Origin of the sequence: Mesorhizobium loti, from assembly GCF_003148495.1 — a bacterium.
In the GTDB taxonomy this organism is placed as follows: domain Bacteria; phylum Pseudomonadota; class Alphaproteobacteria; order Rhizobiales; family Rhizobiaceae; genus Mesorhizobium; species Mesorhizobium loti.
In genome coordinates this window covers 74800-91590 of sequence record NZ_QGGH01000003.1, presented here as the reverse complement: position 1 = coordinate 91590, position 16791 = coordinate 74800, and the positions used below count along the sequence as shown (strand labels likewise).

The following is a 16791-nucleotide window of genomic DNA, read 5'->3' as shown; positions in this document are numbered from 1 at the left end:
CAGAATGTCCAATCAGAGTTTCGTTTCGAACAATTCCACGCTTCCTTTCGACGGGCAAGCTGCGAATCTGTGCCTCATAATCAGTGAGGGATCGGTCATGAAGAAAATTGTTGTTGTCGGCGCCGGCAAGATCGGCTCGACCATTGCCGAGATGCTTGCCGCCACCGGGGATTACCAGGTCACGCTCGTCGACCGCTCGGCGGCACAGCTCATTGCTGCCGAACTGCCGGCCACGGTTGCGGCGCTGGAGCTCGACATCGAAGCCGCCGGCACCCTGGAAGCCGCGCTCGCCGGCAAGTTCGCGGTGCTCAGCGCCGCCCCCTTCCACCTGACCACCCGCATCGCCGAGGCGGCGGCCAGTGCCGGCGTGCATTATCTCGACCTGACCGAGGACGTCGTCTCGACACGCCGGGTCAAGGAGCTGGCGCGTTCGGGCAAGAGTGCCTTCATTCCGCAATGCGGCCTGGCGCCGGGCTTTATCTCGATCGTCGCCAACGATCTCGCCAGCCGCTTCGATTCGCTGGAGAGCGTGCGCATGCGCGTAGGCGCCCTGCCGCAATATCCGTCCAATGCGCTGAACTACAACCTGACCTGGAGCACCGACGGCGTCATCAACGAATATTGCGAACCGTGCGAGGCGATCGTCGAGGGCGAGCTGGTCGAAGTGCCGCCGCTAGAGGAGCGCGAGGAATTCTCGCTCGACGGCGTCACCTACGAGGCCTTCAACACCTCTGGTGGCCTCGGCACGCTGGCTGAGACACTGAAGGGCAAGGTGCGCACGCTGAACTACCGCACCATCCGCTATCCCGGCCACGCCGCGATCATGAAGGCGCTGCTCAACGATCTCGGCCTGCGCCATCGCCGCGACGTGCTGAAGGACATTTTCGAGAGCGCCCTGCCGGCGACGCTGCAGGACGTGGTCATCGTCTTCGTCACCGTCTCCGGTCGCAAGAACGGCCGCCTGCTGCAGGAGACCTACGCCAACAAGGTCTACTCCCAGCGCGTCGGCAATCAGGTGCGCAGCGCCATCCAGATCACCACGGCCTCCGGCATCTGCGCCGTGCTCGACATGCTGGCCGACGGCAGCCTGCCGGCGACGGGTTTCATCAAGCAGGAAGAGATCGCGCTCGACACCTTCCTCGCCAACCGCTTCGGCCGCGCCTACGCCCAGCACGAGATGGTGAGCCGGCTGGCGAGCTGAGCGCATAATCTCCCCCTCAAGGGGGGAGATTAGCGGTCGACTTACTTCCGCAACACCATCGGCCGCCCCAGTAGAAACCGGATGAAATTGCCGGCGTTGCGCGAGGCCTTGGCGGAGGCCTGCGGCATCTGCTTTTGCGCAGGCTCTTTTCGGGCAGCCGCGCGCGTTTCTGTTTCGGCACCGGGCCGGCCCACCGTGAAAGCCGGCTCCGCGACCGTCTTGCCGCGCAAGACATTGGCTGCATTGTTGTCGTGGATGACGATGCACCATTGGGCCTCCTTCGAGGCCGCCCCAACGGTGTTGAAACGCATCGCCATCTTCGTGTGCTTGTCGCAATAGACCCCGTTCATGGACGGTGATCTCTTCTCGACCAGCGTGCCGAAGGCCGACGTCGGATATTCGTGCTGCGTATAGCGGTTGGTTGCCGCATCGAAATTCTGGCCGTGCGGAAAGGCTATATAGAGCGGTTGCTGGTTCACTTCGCCCTTGGCGATTTCCCGGCGCGCGTAGAAGTCGACACGCTCCATGAAGCTCGGCGCCAGCGCGTCATCGCTGTCGAGCCGCGTCAGCGAAACGAATTCGGCATCGGTGTCGCTTTGGACAAACGCATTGAAGGCAACATTGTAGTCCGCGCCGGCATCGACGAGGACCGGCCTGACGTCGATCCCGATCGCACAATCGCAGACGGTCCGGATGTAGTTCTCGTGTGTCTCGGAATCGAACCCGACCAGGACCGTAAAGTCCTTCAGCGACTGGCCCTCGAGCGAGGGCGCGCAATAGGTGTCGAACAACGCCAGCCGCTCGACCAGCCACACCGGGTCGAGATTGGCTCTGCCCTTTCCATTCCATTGGCTCGGCATGAAGCCGGTGGCGGTGTTGTAGCGAATCGCCACGTATTTCTTCAGGTCGGTGTTCATTGGCTGAGACTAGAGCATGATGCCGAACGGTGGAATCCGGTTCCCGGAAATGCTCGCGCGGGCCGAGCAACCCACCCTAGATATGCAGCGCGTGCCCGAGCGCCTTCAGCGCTGCTTCCTGGAACCCCTCGCCTTGCGTCGGATGCGCATGGATGGTGCCGGCGATGTCCTCCAGCCTTGCGCCCATTTCGAGCGCCAGCCCGAAAGCCGCCGCCAGTTCCGACACGCCCTGCCCGACCGCCTGGATGCCGAGCACCAGATGGTTGTCCGCCCGCGCCACGACGCGAACAAAGCCGTCCTCGCCCAGCTTGGTCATCGCCCGCCCATTGGCGGCGAATGGGAACATGCCGATCTTGATCTCGCCGCCGAGCGCCTTGGCCTCTTCCGGTGACAGGCCAGCGGTGACGAGTTCCGGATCGGTGAAGCAGACGGCGGGAATGGAGCGCTTGTCCCAGCTGCGCTTATGGCCGGCGATGATCTCGGCGACCATTTCACCCTGCGCCATCGCCCGGTGCGCCAGCATCGGCTCGCCGGTGACGTCGCCGATGGCAAAGATGCCGCGCATCGAGGTGCGGCACTGGTCGTCGATGCGGATGAATTTTCCCGCCCTGTCGAGGTCGATCTGCTCGAGCCCCCAGCCTTCGGTCACCGGCTTGCGGCCGACCGTCACCAGGATCCTGTCCGCGGCGACCTTGGCGTTCTTGCCGTCTGAGGTCTCGACCAGCAGCGCATCGCCTTTGGTCGACAGCCCCTTGGCCTTGGCACCCAGCATCACCTCGACGCCCAGTGCGTTGAGCCGCTTGACCACCGGCCGCGTCAACTCGGCATCATACTGCGCCAGCACGCGCGGCAAGGCCTCGACCACGGTCACCTCAGCGCCCATTTTCGCGAAAGCCATGCCGAGTTCCAGCCCGATATAGCCACCACCGACGACGGCGAGTTTTTGCGGCACTTCGTTCAGCGCCAGCGCCTCCGTGGAGGAAATAACCGGACCGCCAAAGGGCAGGAACGAAAGGTCCACCGGCGCCGAACCGGTGGCGATGACGATCGTCTCGGCCCGGATCACTTGGCTTCCCGTCTCGGTCTCGACCGCGACGGTCTTGCCGTCGCGAAACATCGCCCAACCATGCACGGTCTTGACGCCGGCCTTCTTGAGCAGACCGGCAACGCCACTGTTGAGCCGGCTGACAATGCCGTCCTTCCAGGCGACGGTCCGGGCGAGGTCGAGCGTGGGTGCGGTGACCGAAATGCCGAGCGGGCTATTGCCGCCTTCCATGTGCGAGACCTTCTCGAACTCCTCGGCCGCATGGATCAGCGCCTTGGACGGGATGCAGCCGACATTGAGGCAGGTGCCGCCCGGTTTGCCGGCTTCGACGATCACCGTGTCGACGCCGAGCTGTCCGGCGCGGATGGCGCAGACGTAACCACCGGGACCGGCGCCCATGACGAGCAGCTTGCAGGAGATTTCTTTCATCTTGGCATCCTAACTCTTTGTCGCGCCGGCTTGAAAAGAGCGGTCTGTCGCGATCCTTCACGCCCCCCTCTGTCCTGCCGGACATCTCCCCCACGAGGGGGGAGATTGGCTAGTTCGGCGCTCCGCCTGCACTTCCATCGTTGAAGGTTGGCGAAAGCCGGCGTGACATCCGATCTCCCCCCTTGTGGGGGAGATGCCTGGCAAGGCAGAGGGGGGCGCTGTCCCGCCGGCATCTCGATCGTTTCCCTCAATCCACGAAAATCAGCGCCGGCGTTTCCAGCAGCGTCTTGATGCGCTGGATGAACACCGCCGCGTCCCAGCCGTCGATGACGCGATGGTCGAAGCTGGAGGACAGGTTCATCATCTTGCGCGGGATGAACTGGGTGCCGTCCCACACCGGCCGCACCATCATCTTGTTGACGCCGATGATCGCCACTTCCGGATGGTTGATGACCGGCGTCGTCGCCACGCCGCCCATGGCGCCGAGCGAAGTAATGGTGATGGTCGAGCCGGACAGCTCGTCACGTGTCGCCGTGCCGGACTTGGCCGCCTCGGCCAGCCTGATAACCTCGGCGCCGCAATCCCAGATGTCGCGCGCCTCGGCATGCTTGACCACCGGCACCACCAGCCCCGACGGCGTCTGCGCGGCAATGCCGATATGGATGCCGCCATGCTGGTGGATGATTCCGGCCTCGTCGTCGAACAGCGAATTGAGATTGGGCTGGTCCGATATCGCCTTGACCATCGCCCGCATCAGGAACGGCAGCAGCGTCAGCTTCGGCCGCTCCACGCCCGGACGCTTCTCCTTGTTGAGCGCGGCGCGCAATTCCTCGAGCGCGGTGACGTCGATCTCCTCGACATAGGTGATGTGCGGGATGCGCGATTTGGACAGCGACATCTTCTCGGCGATCTTGCGCCGCAAGCCCACCACCTTGATGTCCTGTACCGCATCGTTACGGGCGAGGCCGGATGCCTTGGCGACCTGCGGACCGCGCGCCAGGAAAGCCTCGATGTCCTCGTGGCCGATGCGGCCGGCCGGACCGGATCCCGCAACCTGCCTGAGATCGATGCCCGCCTCTTTTGCCCGCAGACGAACCGCCGGCGAGGCCAGCGGTCTTTCGCCTTCAGGACGCGGCGCGCCGGAGACGGACGGCTGCGCCGTGCTTTTCGAAACGGCCGATGGGGCCGCCGGTTTCGCCTTTGGCTCGTCGCTCTTTGGCGATGTCTTCACAACCGGCGGCGCGGCAGCCTCGGGTTTCGGGGTCGGGAGTTTTGCCGGAGGCTCGGCGGCCACCGCTTCCGCTTCGCCGCTTTGCGGCTTCGCATTGCCCTCGCCCGCCACCTTCAGCCGCACGATGGGCGAACCGATCGCCACCGTGTCGCCGATCTCGGCGCCCAGCCACAGGATTTCGCCATCGACCGGCGACGGGATTTCGACCGTTGCCTTGTCGGTCATGACAGCGGCAAGCACGGTGTCCTCGCGCACGATGTCGCCGATCTTGACGTGCCATTCGACGAGCTCGGCCTCGGCGACACCTTCGCCGACATCGGGCAGCTTGATGATGTGTTCACCCATGTCAGGCTCCCATGGTTTCAAGCAAAGCGCGGCCGACGCGCGCGGGACCGGGGAAATAGTCCCATTCCTGCGCATGCGGATAGGGCGTGTCCCAGCCGGCGACCCGCGCCACTGGCGCCTCCAGATGGTAGAAACAATTTTCCTGCACCAAGGCCGACAGCTCGGCGCCGAAGCCCGACGTCAGCGTCGCCTCGTGCACGATGACGCAGCGCCCGGTCTTCTTGACCGAGGCGACGATCGTATCGAGGTCGAGCGGCAGAAGCGTCCTGAGATCGATGATCTCGGCATCGATGCCAGTTTCCTCGACCGCGGCCTGCGCGACATAGACCATGGTGCCGTAGGCCAGCACGGTGATCGCTGAGCCCGCCCGGCGGATCGCCGCCTTGCCGAGCGGCACGGTGTAGTGGCCGTCGGCGACTTCGCCGAGCTCATGCTTCGACCATGGCGTTACCGGCCGGTCGTGATGGCCGTCGAAGGGACCGTTGTAGAGCCGCTTCGGCTCAAGGAAGATCACCGGATCCGGATCTTCGATGGCCGCGATCAGCAGCCCCTTGGCGTCATGCGGATTGGACGGCACCACCGTCTTCAACCCCGACACATGGGTGAACAGCGCTTCCGGGCTCTGGCTGTGCGTCTGGCCGCCGAAGATGCCACCGCCGGTCGGCATCCGCACCACGATCGGGCAGGTGAAATCGCCGTTGGAGCGATAGCGCAGCCGCGCCGCTTCCTGGGTCAGCTGGTCGTAGGCCGGATACATGTAGTCGGCAAACTGAATTTCCACGCACGGCTTCAAGCCATAGGCGGCCATGCCGATGGCCGAGCCGACAATGCCGGATTCGTTGATCGGCGCATCGAAGCAGCGGCTCTTGCCGTATTTGGCCTGCAGGCCCTGCGTGCAGCGGAAGACGCCGCCGAAGAAGCCGACATCCTCGCCGAACACGACAACTTTGCTGTCGCGCCCCATCGACACATCCATGGCGTCGCGGATGGCCTCGATCATGGTCCGTCTCGGCATGGCTCAGACTCCCGCCTGCTGGCGCTGGCGCCGCAGATGCGGCGGCATTTCGGCGTAGAGGCCCTCGAACATGTCGCGCGTCGACGGCTTGCCTCCGGCATGCAGCGTGCCGTGGCTTTCGGCTTCCTTTTGTGCCGCGATCACTGTGTCGAGGATTTCCGCCTCGGCCTGCGCGTGCCGCTCGTCCGACCAGACACCGAGCCCTATCAGATGGTTCTTCAGCCGCACGATCGGGTCGCCGAGCGGCCAGGCGTCGGATTCGGTCTTTGGCCGGTAGGCGGACGGATCATCCGAGCTCGAATGCGCGCCGGCACGGTAGGTGACATATTCGACCAGCGTCGGCCCGAGATTGCTGCGCGCCCGCTCCGCCGCCCATTTGGCGACCGCATGGACGGCGAGATAGTCATTGCCGTCGACGCGCAATGACGGGATGCCGAAGCCGAGGCCTCTTGCCGCGAACGTGCCCGAACCGCCGCGCGCAATGCCCTGGAAAGTCGAGATCGCCCACTGGTTGTTGACGACATTGAGCACCACCGGCGCCTTGTAGGTGGAGGCGAACACCAGCGCCGAATGAAAGTCGGATTCGGCGGTCGAGCCATCGCCGATCCAGGCGGCGGCGATCTTCGAATCATTGCTGATCGCCGAAGCCATCGCCCAGCCGACCGCCTGGATATACTGCGTCGCCAGATTGCCGGAGATCGAGAAGAAGCCGTGCTCCTTCGACGAATACATGATCGGCAATTGCCGGCCCTTCAGCGGATCGGCCTCGTTGGAATAGATCTGGTTCATCATTGTGACCATCGGGTAGCCGTCGGCGATGAGCAGCCCGGCCTGGCGATAGGTCGGAAAGTTCATGTCGCCGGGTTCAAGCGCCTTGCGGAAGGCGCAAGCCACCGCCTCTTCGCCCAGATGCTGCATGTAGAACGAGGTCTTGCCCTGCCGCTGCGCCATCTGCATGCGCGCATCGAAGGTCCTGAGCGTCATCATATGGCGCAGGCCGGCCAAAAGCTCGTCGCTGGACAGCAGTCCGGCCCAAGGGCCGACGGCTTCGCCATTGCGGTTCAGCACCCGGATGATCGAGAAGGCATGATCGCGGATGGTGCGCGGATCGACATCAATCTCGGGGCGCGGCACCGAGCCGGCCTTCGGGATCGGCACATTGGAAAAGTCAGGCGTTCCGCCCGGCCGTACTTCCGGCTCCGGAACGTGAAAACGCAACATCCCAGCATCGGCCATGACCTTTGTCCTCCAATGTTGCCTGGCCTAATTTGCCCGGAAAGATATTTGCATATCTGCGCGGCCAGACCAGTGCGAATTCGTCGGGCAAGCCTGCGGACCTCGGTCCGGTCGCGCCGGCCGATCCAGCCTCCCCAGCACCAAGATGAAGATATGTCCGCGAAATTTCTCGTCGATGTTGGGCGGTCGCGCGCAATTAGGGAGAAGGTTGGGCCGGGTTTGCCGGAAGATAAGGTAAGTTGGCGAAAGCGGCGGTATCTCCCCCCTCGAGGGGGAGATGTCGCCGAAGGCGACAGAGGGGGGTCGCCGCGCATGAAGCGCCGGCCTCCATCTGCCGCAAGGAGGTCGCATCCAATCGAACCGACCCCCTCTGGCCTGCCGGCCATCTCCCCCTCGAGGGGGGAGATCACGCACTCCACCATTTCACCCCGCCCCCGCATCATGCTAACCAACCCGCCATGGCACAGAAGAAAGCTTACGAGGTCGATGGGTGGTTGGCGCGGCCGGACCAGCGCATCTCCATTGTCCTGCTTTACGGCCCCGATCGCGGCCTCGTCTCCGAGCGGGCGAAGGCCTTTGCCGAAAAGACCGGCCTGCCGCTCGACGACCCGTTCTCGGTGGTCCGGCTCGAGGGGTCGGAGGTCGATCGCGACGAGGGCCGGCTGCTTGACGAAGCCCGCACCGTGCCGATGTTCTCCGACCGGCGCCTGCTTTGGGTGCGCAATGCCAGCGGCCAGAAGGCGCTGGCCGACGACGTCAAGGCGCTGACGGCGGAGCCCGCGCGAGACGCGATCATCCTGATCGAGGCCGGCGATCTCAAGAAGGGCGTCGGGCTGCGCGCCATCGTCGAGGCGGCGGACACTGCCATGGCGCTACCGTGCTATGCCGATGAAGCCCGCGACATCGACGCGGTCATCGACGATGAACTGCGCAAGGCCGGCATGTCGATGACCATGGAGGCGAGGCAGGCGCTGCGCCGCAATCTCGGCGGCGACCGGCTGGCCTCGCGCGGTGAGATAGAAAAACTCATTCTCTACGCCCATGGCCAGAACGAGATCGGGCTGGAGGAGGTCAAGGCGATGTCGGGCGACGTGTCCGGCGCCTCCTTCGATGACGCCGTCGATGCGCTTCTCGAAGGCAAGATCGGCGACTTCGACACCGCCTTTAGCCGCCATTGCCAGTCGGGCGGCCAGCCCTTCCTGGTGCTGTCCTCGGCGATGCGGCAGTTGCAGCAGATCCAAGTCATGCGCGGCCAGATGGACTCAGGCAATCGAAGCGCCGCCTCGGTCGTCGCCGCCGCTCGGCCGCCGGTGTTTTTCTCTCGTCGTAAGCTGGTCGAGAAGGCCCTGGAGCGCTGGAGCACCGACGCGCTCAGCCGCGCGCTGACCCGGCTGCAGACGGCGGTGCTGCAGACGCGGAGGCGACCGGATCTTTCCGTGGCGCTGGCACGGCAGGCACTGCTGGGGATAGCGGTCGAGAGCAGCAGGCTGGCGCAGCGGTAGGAGAGCGATCCTCCTCCTTTCGGCGCCGAGCCGCTGGCTCCATTCGTCAATTCATTGTAATGGCGCCCACCGGCTGAAAGGTTGGCAGCGCCTGTGGAAAGACCAGTACCGCCGCGCCATAAAGAAGCAGAGCGATACCCGACACCTTTGCGATCCCACCTCCTGACGGGAGGGTCTTTTCCGCAAAGATTAGCAAGGTGACCACGGCCATTGCGGCGACGTTCATGATCCCGAGAGGAAAGAGGGCGAGAAACAAAAGCCAGCAGCAGCCCAGGCAAAAAAGTCCATGCTCCAGGCCCATGCGAACCGCACCCCAGTAACCATCGCGCCATGAGGTCAGGATGAAGCCAATCGGCGTGCGGCATTTGGCCAGACATAGATCTTTCAGTGGGGAGAGTTGATAGGCGCCCCCGATCATCAGCAGCGCGCCGCCGATACGCGCGGCCGTCGCCGTGGACAATCCCACACGCCCGGCAAGCATCTCCGCACCCGCCGCCCCGGCAAAGGCGATAACGCCCATCACGCCCCAAACCAGCATGTACCCGGCCACGAACACCCAGCTCGAGACAAAGGTCTCGCCCCGGCCCTGTTTGCCGGCCTGGACCTGGTGAAACGTCAGGATCATGGGCGCGGCCGTCGGAAACATCATGGCAATCATCATGATCATCCAGACGGCAAGAAACAGCGGCGCCTTCATGCCCATGGTGAGTGCGTACATTTCCATGCGCATGTCCGCGTCCATGCCCATCTGCTCCCAGATAAGCAGGCTCCACGCCGCCGCAGCGATAGCGATCAGCAGCGCGAGAATTATGTATCGCTGCAACGTCGGCGCCATGGACGAGTCGTTTCGTACTATGCGGCCAACGGCTACTGCTGGCCAGACCAATTGATCGGGGCGTAATGTCCGTTTCGGCGGGAATTGTCCCAGCTCATGCCATGGTCGCTGAATGTACTGCCTTCCGCCCCCATCGCCAGGGCGAGCCAGTCGGGATTGATAGGATGGCCGGTGGCCGCCCACATCTGCCCGTCCTCGCGCATTGTCGGCAGCGGCTCGACCGCCATCTGCATGACGCCCGCGATCTCCGCCGACCGCTTCTTGCCGTCTATCCGGTAGCTTATCGGCACCTTCTTGGCGCCAAGGTTCGTGCCAATCATGGGCGCCAGCACCGCCATCGGGCCGCCCGCGGCGCCAGTGAAGATGGCACCTAGCGCCTCTGTTTGCCTGTCATCGGCCCGTTCGTCGATATAGGCGGCGGCCGTCCAATTGCCGTTTGCCATCGGACCCGGCGTGTGAGCAACCATCGCGACACTGAGCCCATCCAATCGAACGTCGCCGTAGTTGCCCGTATCGATATGAAAGACCAAACCGACGTCGCAAACACCTCTCGTCGGCTTCGATGTCAGCTGCGCGTTGGTGGACAGCAGGCAAGGACATACGACATCGCAGCTACAATTTTCGAAGTAACTTCCGGACAATTGCCAACGGACTGCCATTTGCACCTCCCACTTGCGTCAGGCGCGTCGGCATATCGCTTTGGCAAGGCGGTGCCATTTCACGACTATTGTAGGAACGGCAAATAGCCCTTGCCTCGACTGACCGGCACGCTAGGGCACATAATTTAAGCCATATGTAATATAGGTTACGCCGTTGCCTGGCACTGTCAAGCCGCGAGCGCCAGGGCTGGCGACAGGCGCTGCTCGGGATCGCGGTTGAGAGCGCGAGGCTGGGGCAGCGCGCCCAATCTCCCCTCTCGAGGGGATTCGCGGCTTCGCCGATTTCGCCAATCACCATTGCCACAAAGGAAAAAAGGCCGCCCAACGGCCAGCCCTTTCCATATGCGCCAAATCAATCTCCGACTTGAAGATAATTCGCCGGCTAACTACCGCTCCTGCTTCAGCCGTCTGCACAGCTCATCAAGCTGCTCCAGCGACCGATAGGACACGCGAAGCGTGCCGCCCTTGCCCTTGTGATCCACCGATACGATCATGCCGATCGTGTCGGTCAGCAGCTTTTCCAGCGCCAGCGTGTCGGCGTCCTTTTGCTCCGGGCTTGGCGCAGGCTTGGCTTCCTTCGCACTGCTGCTGCCGGCCGGCATCTGCGCCAGCGCTTCGGCTTGCCGCACCGAAAGCCCCTCTTCGACGATGCGCTTGGCAAGGCCGGCCGGATCCTCGGCCGTCACCAGCGTGCGGGCGTGGCCCGCAGACAGTGCGCCGTCGACCAGCATATCGCGGATCACATCCGGCAGCTTCAGGAGCCTGAGCGTGTTGGCGACATGGCTGCGGCTCTTGCCGATCACCTGGCCGAGATCGGCCTGGGTGTAGCCGTGATCGTCGATCAGTTGCTGATAACCAAGCGCTTCCTCGACCGCATTGAGGTCGGTGCGCTGGACGTTCTCGATGATCGCCAGTTCGAGCGCGGTGCGGTCGTTGACCTCGCGGATGATGACCGGGATATCGGTCAGCCCGGCGCGCTGCGCCGCACGCCAGCGACGTTCGCCGGCGATGATCTCGTAGCGTCCGGCCTGTGTCGGCGAAGGCCGCGCCACCACCGGCTGGACGACGCCATGTTCGCGGATCGACTGCGCGAGATCCGTCAGCTCGGCGTCGCCGAAATGCCGGCGCGGATTTTTCGGATTTGGCGTCAGGAACTCGATCGGCACCTTGCCGTCGGCGCTCATACCCGGCTTTTCGGGTGCTACTGGGCGATCAATCTCGCCGATCAGCGCTGCCAGTCCACGGCCCAGTCTCTTTCTCGAAAGGTCTTCGCTCATTTTTATTCCAAAGTCCCGGATCGTTTCGGTATCGAATCGGCTTTTAACTGTGTGGACGGTCTATTAAGCAGCGCGTAACTTGCGCTCACGGCGGATCACTTCCGACGCCAGTTGCAGATAGGCCTGGCTACCCGAGCATTTCAGGTCGTAGAGGATCGCCGGCTTGCCGTAAGACGGCGCCTCGGACACCCGAACATTGCGCGGAATGATGGTCTCGTAGACCTTGTCGCCCATATGCGCCCGCACATCCTGCACCACCTGGTTGGCGAGATTGTTGCGGCCGTCATACATGGTCAGCACGATGCCCTGGATGGTGAGATCCGGATTGATCGAACGGCGCACCTGCTCGACCGTTTCCAGCAATTGGCTGAGACCTTCGAGCGCGAAGAATTCGCATTGCAGCGGCACAAGAACAGAATCGGCTGCCGCCATGGAATTCAAAGTCAAAAGGTTGAGCGACGGCGGGCAATCGATCAGCACATAGCCGAACGGCGCCCCACGGGCGGTTGCGGCGCGAAGCGCATTGCGCAGCTTGAGCACACGGTCGGGTGCGGAGGCGATCTCCATTTCGATGCCGAGCAGATCGAGCGTCGACGGCACGATCGACAGGCCAGGCACAGCCGTCGGGATGGCCGCGGCTTCCAGCTCCAGCTCGCCGGTCAGCACGTCATAGGACGAGACCGTCCGATCCTTGCGGTCAATGCCAAGGCCGGTGCTGGCATTGCCTTGCGGATCGAGATCGACGATCAGCACCTTTTCGCCGATCGCGGCCAGCGCGGTCGCCAGATTGATGGCGGTAGTGGTCTTGCCGACGCCGCCCTTTTGGTTGGCTACGGTGATGATTCGGGGGCCATTCTTCATCATGGGTCTATGCCAGAAGTTCATTTTGGGTCGCCAAATGGTCTGAAAGGTCGCAGATCAGACAGGTCGCAGGTTCGACAATTCAAGGATGACCCCATGAGGGTCGGTCACACTTGGATGTTCTACCAGATCGAAGGACCATCGGTGAACGCTTTCTTGCACTTCGGCGCGGTAATCCCGGCCTTTGTGGAACAGGCCGCGCGCGCCCGACGTCAGCCAGGGCGCCGACAGGTCCAGCAAGCTCGAAAGCGAGGCCAGCGCTCGCGCCGTGACGATTTGCGGTGTCGAAACAAGCGCATGGCTGTCGTCGATGCGGCGCGCCACGACCCGCGCCGGCAGGCTGAACTGTCCGACCACGGTCTGCAGGAAGGATGCTTTTTTGCGATTGCTTTCAACCAGATCGATGCTGGCGCCGTCGCGCTCGGCAAGCAGAAAAGCCATGACGAGGCCGGGGAATCCGCCGCCCGAGCCGAGATCCACCCAGCGTGTGGCGGTCGGCTCTATGCGCCCGAGCTGCGCGCTGTCGAGGATGTGGCGCTGCCAGACATCGCCCGACGTCGACTGCGCCACAAGATTGATGCTGCGGTTCCATTTCTGGAACATCTGCTCGAACGCCATCAGCCGATCGAATGTTTCACGTGAAACCGGGCCCGCCGCGTCCTGCAGGCTCTTCCAGGACATAGAACTCACGCAACATCCTTTTGTGGGCGCTGGGCGCTCTCTGCATGGCGGACATGCGCGACAATGATCGCCAGCGCCGCCGGTGTCATGCCTTCCATGCGCTGGGCATCGGCGATCGAGCGCGGCCGCCGTACCTGCATCTTCTGCTTCAACTCGTTCGACAGTCCCGGCACGCCGGCGAAATCGACCGCCTCAGGGATCAAGCGGCTCTCTTCATGCCGGATTTGCGCCACATCCGTCCTTTGGCGATCGAGATAGACCGAATATTTCGCTTCCGTTTCGAGACGTTCCGCCGTCTTGCCGTCGATTTCCGCGAACCGCGAATCGATACGAGCCAGCCAGGCCACATCGACGTCGGGATAGGACAGCAATTCATAGCCGGACCGGCGCACGCCATCCCGGTTGATCTCCAGCCCATGACGCGCCGCTTCATTGGGGGTCAGGGTGAGCGACTTCGCCAGTTCTCGCGCCTCATCGAGATGCTGCATGACATGCTCGTAGCGCCGCATCCGCCGCGTCGAGGCGATGCCCAGTTTCGCCGCCAATGGCGTCAGCCGCTCATCGGCATTGTCGGCGCGCAGCGAGAGTCGGAACTCAGCCCGCGAGGTGAACATCCGGTAGGGTTCGCTGATGCCGCGGCTGGTCAAATCGTCGACCATCACCCCGATATAGGCCTCGGTGCGGCTGAGCACGATCTGCTCGCTGCCTGCCGCCCGCCGCGCCGCATTGAGGCCGGCGAGCAGGCCCTGCCCGGCCGCTTCTTCATAGCCGGTCGTGCCATTGATCTGCCCGGCGAGGAAGAGGCCACTAATGCGCTTCGTCTCCAGGGTCTGATGCAGCTCGCGCGGATCGACATGATCATATTCAATGGCATAGCCGGGCTGCAGCATGGTTGCGCGTTCGAGCCCGGGAATGGTTTTCAGGATGTCAAGCTGCACATCCTCAGGCAGCGAGGTCGAAATCCCATTGGGATAGACGGTGTCGTCGTCCAACCCTTCCGGCTCCAGAAAGATCTGGTGTCCATCCCGATCGCCGAACTTGACGATCTTGTCCTCGATCGACGGGCAATAGCGCGGCCCGACCCCTTCGATCGAACCGGAATACATGGCCGAGCGGCGGAGATTGGCGCGGATCAAATCATGAGTTGCCGTAGTGGTCCGCGTGATGCCGCACTCGATCTGCGGCGTCTCGATGCGGTCGGTCATCAGTGAGAACGGCACCGGATATTCATCGGCGGCCTGTTTTTCCAGCGACGCCCAATCGATGGTCCGGCCATCGAGCCGAGGTGGCGTGCCGGTCTTCAGCCGTCCGAGCTTGAAGCCCGCCCGGTCCATCGTTGCCGACAGGCCAAGGCTGGCCTGCTCGTTCATGCGGCCGGCGACAATCTTTTTCTCGCCGATGTGAATAAGCCCGCGCAGGAAGGTCCCAGTCGTCAGAACGACCGCGCCACAGGCAAGCCGCCTGCCGTCAGCCAGGAAAACAGCCGCGATCCGGCCGGCGACGATCTCGAAGTCCAGAACCTCGCCTTCGACGACGTCGAGATCGTTCTGCTGCCGAATCGCTTCTTGCATGGCAAGGCGATAGAGCTTCCTGTCGGCCTGCGTGCGGGGGCCGCGCACCGCCGGACCCTTGCGGCGGTTGAGCAGACGGAACTGAATGCCGGCAGCGTCGGCTGCCCGGCCCATCAGGCCGTCCATGGCATCGATCTCGCGCACCAGATGACCCTTGCCGAGCCCGCCGATCGCCGGATTGCACGACATGACACCGATCGTATCAAAGCGTAGCGTCACCAGTGCAGTCCTGGCACCGGCGCGCGCAGCAGCACTGGCCGCCTCGCAACCCGCGTGGCCGCCGCCCACCACAACCACATCATAGTGATTGGTCATCACAAACTTCCTAGACTCAATGAATGAGGGACACATGTCCCTGCCAAGCAGCGCTGTCAAGAAAACTCCGTAAGTCGTTTCACGTGAAACAGCCTTGCACTTGCCATCGCGCGTGTTTCACGTGAGTCATTGGGACCACAGATGTTTCACGTGAGTCACGCCGGCGGCGCAGCGCGGTGGCTTGGACGAGCCTCCCCGCCTTCGTCATCCACGGGCAAGCGGTTCCGCACGGACAATCCCTCAAAGCCTCTGAAGCATCAGAGGCAGATCCATCGGGCAAAAGACTGTTTCACGTGAGTCATTTACCGATGCAGAACTGCGAAAAGATCACGTCCAGCATGTCCTCGACGTCAATGGCGCCAACGATTCGGCCCAGGCGATCGGCAGCGAGCCGCAACTCCTCGGCGCGCAATTCCTGTCCGACAGTCCTGTCGTCAATGGCACGAAGCAGATGGCTGTTTGCCGCGCCAAGCAATTCGACGTGGCGCAGGCGTGAGGGCAGAACATCGCCGACGCTACCGGCCGCCTCCGCCGCACGCCGGCCGATTTCCGCCAGCAGTTCTTCCACGCCGGCCCCATTCTTCACCGAGATGACAAGATCATAATCGCCAGCCGCTTCGTTTGCAGCACGGCTCTCCAGCAGATCGAGCTTGGTGCCGACGCGCAAGGCCGGCGCCTCCGTCGGCAGCGACCCGATGTCCCTGGGGTCCGCAACGTCCTGCAGCAGCAGCAAGAGATCGGCACCATGCGCCTTGGCCTTCGCCTTCTCGATGCCAATCGCCTCGACCTTGCCCGGCGCATCGCGCAGCCCGGCCGTATCCGTAAGCCTGACCCGCAGCCCCTGAAGATCAAGTGTCACTTCAAGCAGATCCCGCGTCGTGCCGGGCTCATCCGTTACTATAGCGGCATCCCGCCGCGCCAGGGCGTTGAACAGACTCGACTTACCAGCGTTGGGCGCACCAAGGATGACGACCTCGAATCCATCGCGAATGATCTCGGCGGCGCGAAACCCGGCGATGTGTTGGTGGATCTCATCGATCATTATCCGGACGTCGGACCAAACCGTATCCGAAACGGAACCGGGGACATCGTCCTCATCGGCAAAATCGATCTCCGCCTCGATCATGGCGCGGGCATGGACCAGCCTGCGGCGCCAGCCGAGGTAGAGTTCGCTCTGAACGCCTTCGGCATTTTGGACAGCAAAACGCCGCTGCGCCTCGGTTTCGGCGTTGACGAGATCCGCCAGCGCCTCGGTCTCGACCAGATCGACTTTGCCGTTAAGAAAGGCGCGGCGGGTGAATTCGCCTGGTTCCGCGTGCCTGACGCCGTCAAAACCAGTGATCGTCTCCAGCATCCTGGCCACCACCGCACGTCCGCCGTGAACGTGGAACTCCGCGACATCTTCACCCGTAAAACTGGCCGGCCCGGGAAAGAAGACGACCAGGCCGTTATCCAATACGGTTCCATCGGGCGCCCGCAGCCTGCGCAAAACCGCCGCGCGGCCCTTAACCATACCGTTGGCAATCGTTTCGACTACGAATCGAGTCTGCGGGCCCGAAATGCGGATGACGGCGACGCCGGCCGGAAGCCGGCCGCTCGACAATGCAACGATCGAATCGCCTGAAATCATTTGCCCGCTCTACCAAACCACCCTAGCTTCGCGCCCATACG

14 protein-coding genes are annotated in these 16791 nt (G+C 63.3%); 2 read left to right on the top strand and 12 right to left on the bottom strand.

Going from position 1 to position 16791, the window contains the following annotated elements; genetic code table 11:
• Window positions 1–97 precede the first annotated feature (97 nt).
• Window positions 98–1201 (top strand): saccharopine dehydrogenase family protein, encoded by a 1104-nt coding sequence (locus tag C8D77_RS13820; RefSeq protein WP_109665309.1) that lies wholly within the window; start codon window positions 98–100, stop codon window positions 1199–1201.
• 41 nt (window positions 1202–1242) lie between these two features.
• On the opposite strand, the gene C8D77_RS13815 is transcribed toward C8D77_RS13820, so the two are convergent.
• From C8D77_RS13815 to C8D77_RS13790, 5 genes are all read right to left on the bottom strand, one after another.
• Entirely contained in the window at window positions 1243–2118 is an 876-nt protein-coding gene (locus C8D77_RS13815; RefSeq protein ID WP_109663612.1) for a glycosyltransferase, read from the bottom strand.
• Between the two features lie 76 nt (window positions 2119–2194).
• A complete protein-coding gene (gene lpdA, locus C8D77_RS13810) occupies window positions 2195–3592 on the bottom strand; it encodes a dihydrolipoyl dehydrogenase (RefSeq protein WP_109663610.1) in 1398 nt (465 codons plus the stop codon).
• Window positions 3593–3839: 247 nt separating this feature from the next.
• A complete protein-coding gene (locus C8D77_RS13800; RefSeq protein WP_109663608.1) occupies window positions 3840–5168 on the bottom strand; it encodes a dihydrolipoamide acetyltransferase family protein in 1329 nt (442 codons plus the stop codon).
• A gap of 1 nt (window position 5169) precedes the next feature.
• A complete protein-coding gene (locus C8D77_RS13795; protein ID WP_109663606.1) occupies window positions 5170–6183 on the bottom strand; it encodes an alpha-ketoacid dehydrogenase subunit beta in 1014 nt (337 codons plus the stop codon).
• A gap of 3 nt (window positions 6184–6186) precedes the next feature.
• Entirely contained in the window at window positions 6187–7419 is a 1233-nt protein-coding gene (locus C8D77_RS13790; RefSeq protein WP_109663604.1) for a 3-methyl-2-oxobutanoate dehydrogenase (2-methylpropanoyl-transferring) subunit alpha, read from the bottom strand.
• Window positions 7420–7877: 458 nt separating this feature from the next.
• Here C8D77_RS13790 and holA point away from each other — a divergent pair, with 458 nt between their 5' ends.
• Window positions 7878–8921 carry a DNA polymerase III subunit delta gene (gene holA / locus C8D77_RS13785; RefSeq protein WP_109663602.1) on the top strand — a complete coding sequence of 348 codons (1044 nt, stop codon included), beginning with the start codon at window positions 7878–7880 and terminating at the stop codon, window positions 8919–8921.
• 46 nt (window positions 8922–8967) lie between these two features.
• On the opposite strand, the gene C8D77_RS13780 is transcribed toward holA, so the two are convergent.
• The 7 genes from C8D77_RS13780 to mnmE form a co-directional block, all read right to left on the bottom strand.
• A complete protein-coding gene (locus C8D77_RS13780) occupies window positions 8968–9756 on the bottom strand; it encodes a DUF2182 domain-containing protein (RefSeq protein ID WP_109663600.1) in 789 nt (262 codons plus the stop codon).
• Window positions 9757–9788: 32 nt separating this feature from the next.
• On the bottom strand, window positions 9789–10415 hold the full coding sequence (locus tag C8D77_RS13775; protein WP_109663597.1) for a DUF1326 domain-containing protein: 627 nt from the start codon (window positions 10413–10415) through the stop codon (window positions 9789–9791).
• 386 nt (window positions 10416–10801) lie between these two features.
• The gene (locus C8D77_RS13770; RefSeq protein WP_109663595.1) at window positions 10802–11692 is read right to left on the bottom strand and encodes a ParB/RepB/Spo0J family partition protein; all 891 of its coding nucleotides are present in this window, start codon (window positions 11690–11692) and stop codon (window positions 10802–10804) included.
• A gap of 63 nt (window positions 11693–11755) precedes the next feature.
• Window positions 11756–12556: a ParA family protein gene (locus tag C8D77_RS13765; protein WP_109663593.1), complete on the bottom strand. Its 801-nt coding sequence runs from the start codon at window positions 12554–12556 to the stop codon at window positions 11756–11758.
• Between the two features lie 54 nt (window positions 12557–12610).
• Window positions 12611–13243, bottom strand: a complete 633-nt coding sequence (gene rsmG / locus C8D77_RS13760) for a 16S rRNA (guanine(527)-N(7))-methyltransferase RsmG (RefSeq protein WP_109663591.1) — start codon at window positions 13241–13243, stop codon at window positions 12611–12613.
• A complete protein-coding gene (gene mnmG / locus C8D77_RS13755) occupies window positions 13240–15120 on the bottom strand; it encodes a tRNA uridine-5-carboxymethylaminomethyl(34) synthesis enzyme MnmG (RefSeq protein WP_109663589.1) in 1881 nt (626 codons plus the stop codon). The genes rsmG and mnmG overlap by 4 nt, the downstream gene beginning before the upstream one ends.
• A gap of 298 nt (window positions 15121–15418) precedes the next feature.
• Window positions 15419–16750: a tRNA uridine-5-carboxymethylaminomethyl(34) synthesis GTPase MnmE gene (gene mnmE, locus C8D77_RS13750; protein ID WP_109663587.1), complete on the bottom strand. Its 1332-nt coding sequence runs from the start codon at window positions 16748–16750 to the stop codon at window positions 15419–15421.
• Window positions 16751–16791 lie beyond the last annotated feature (41 nt).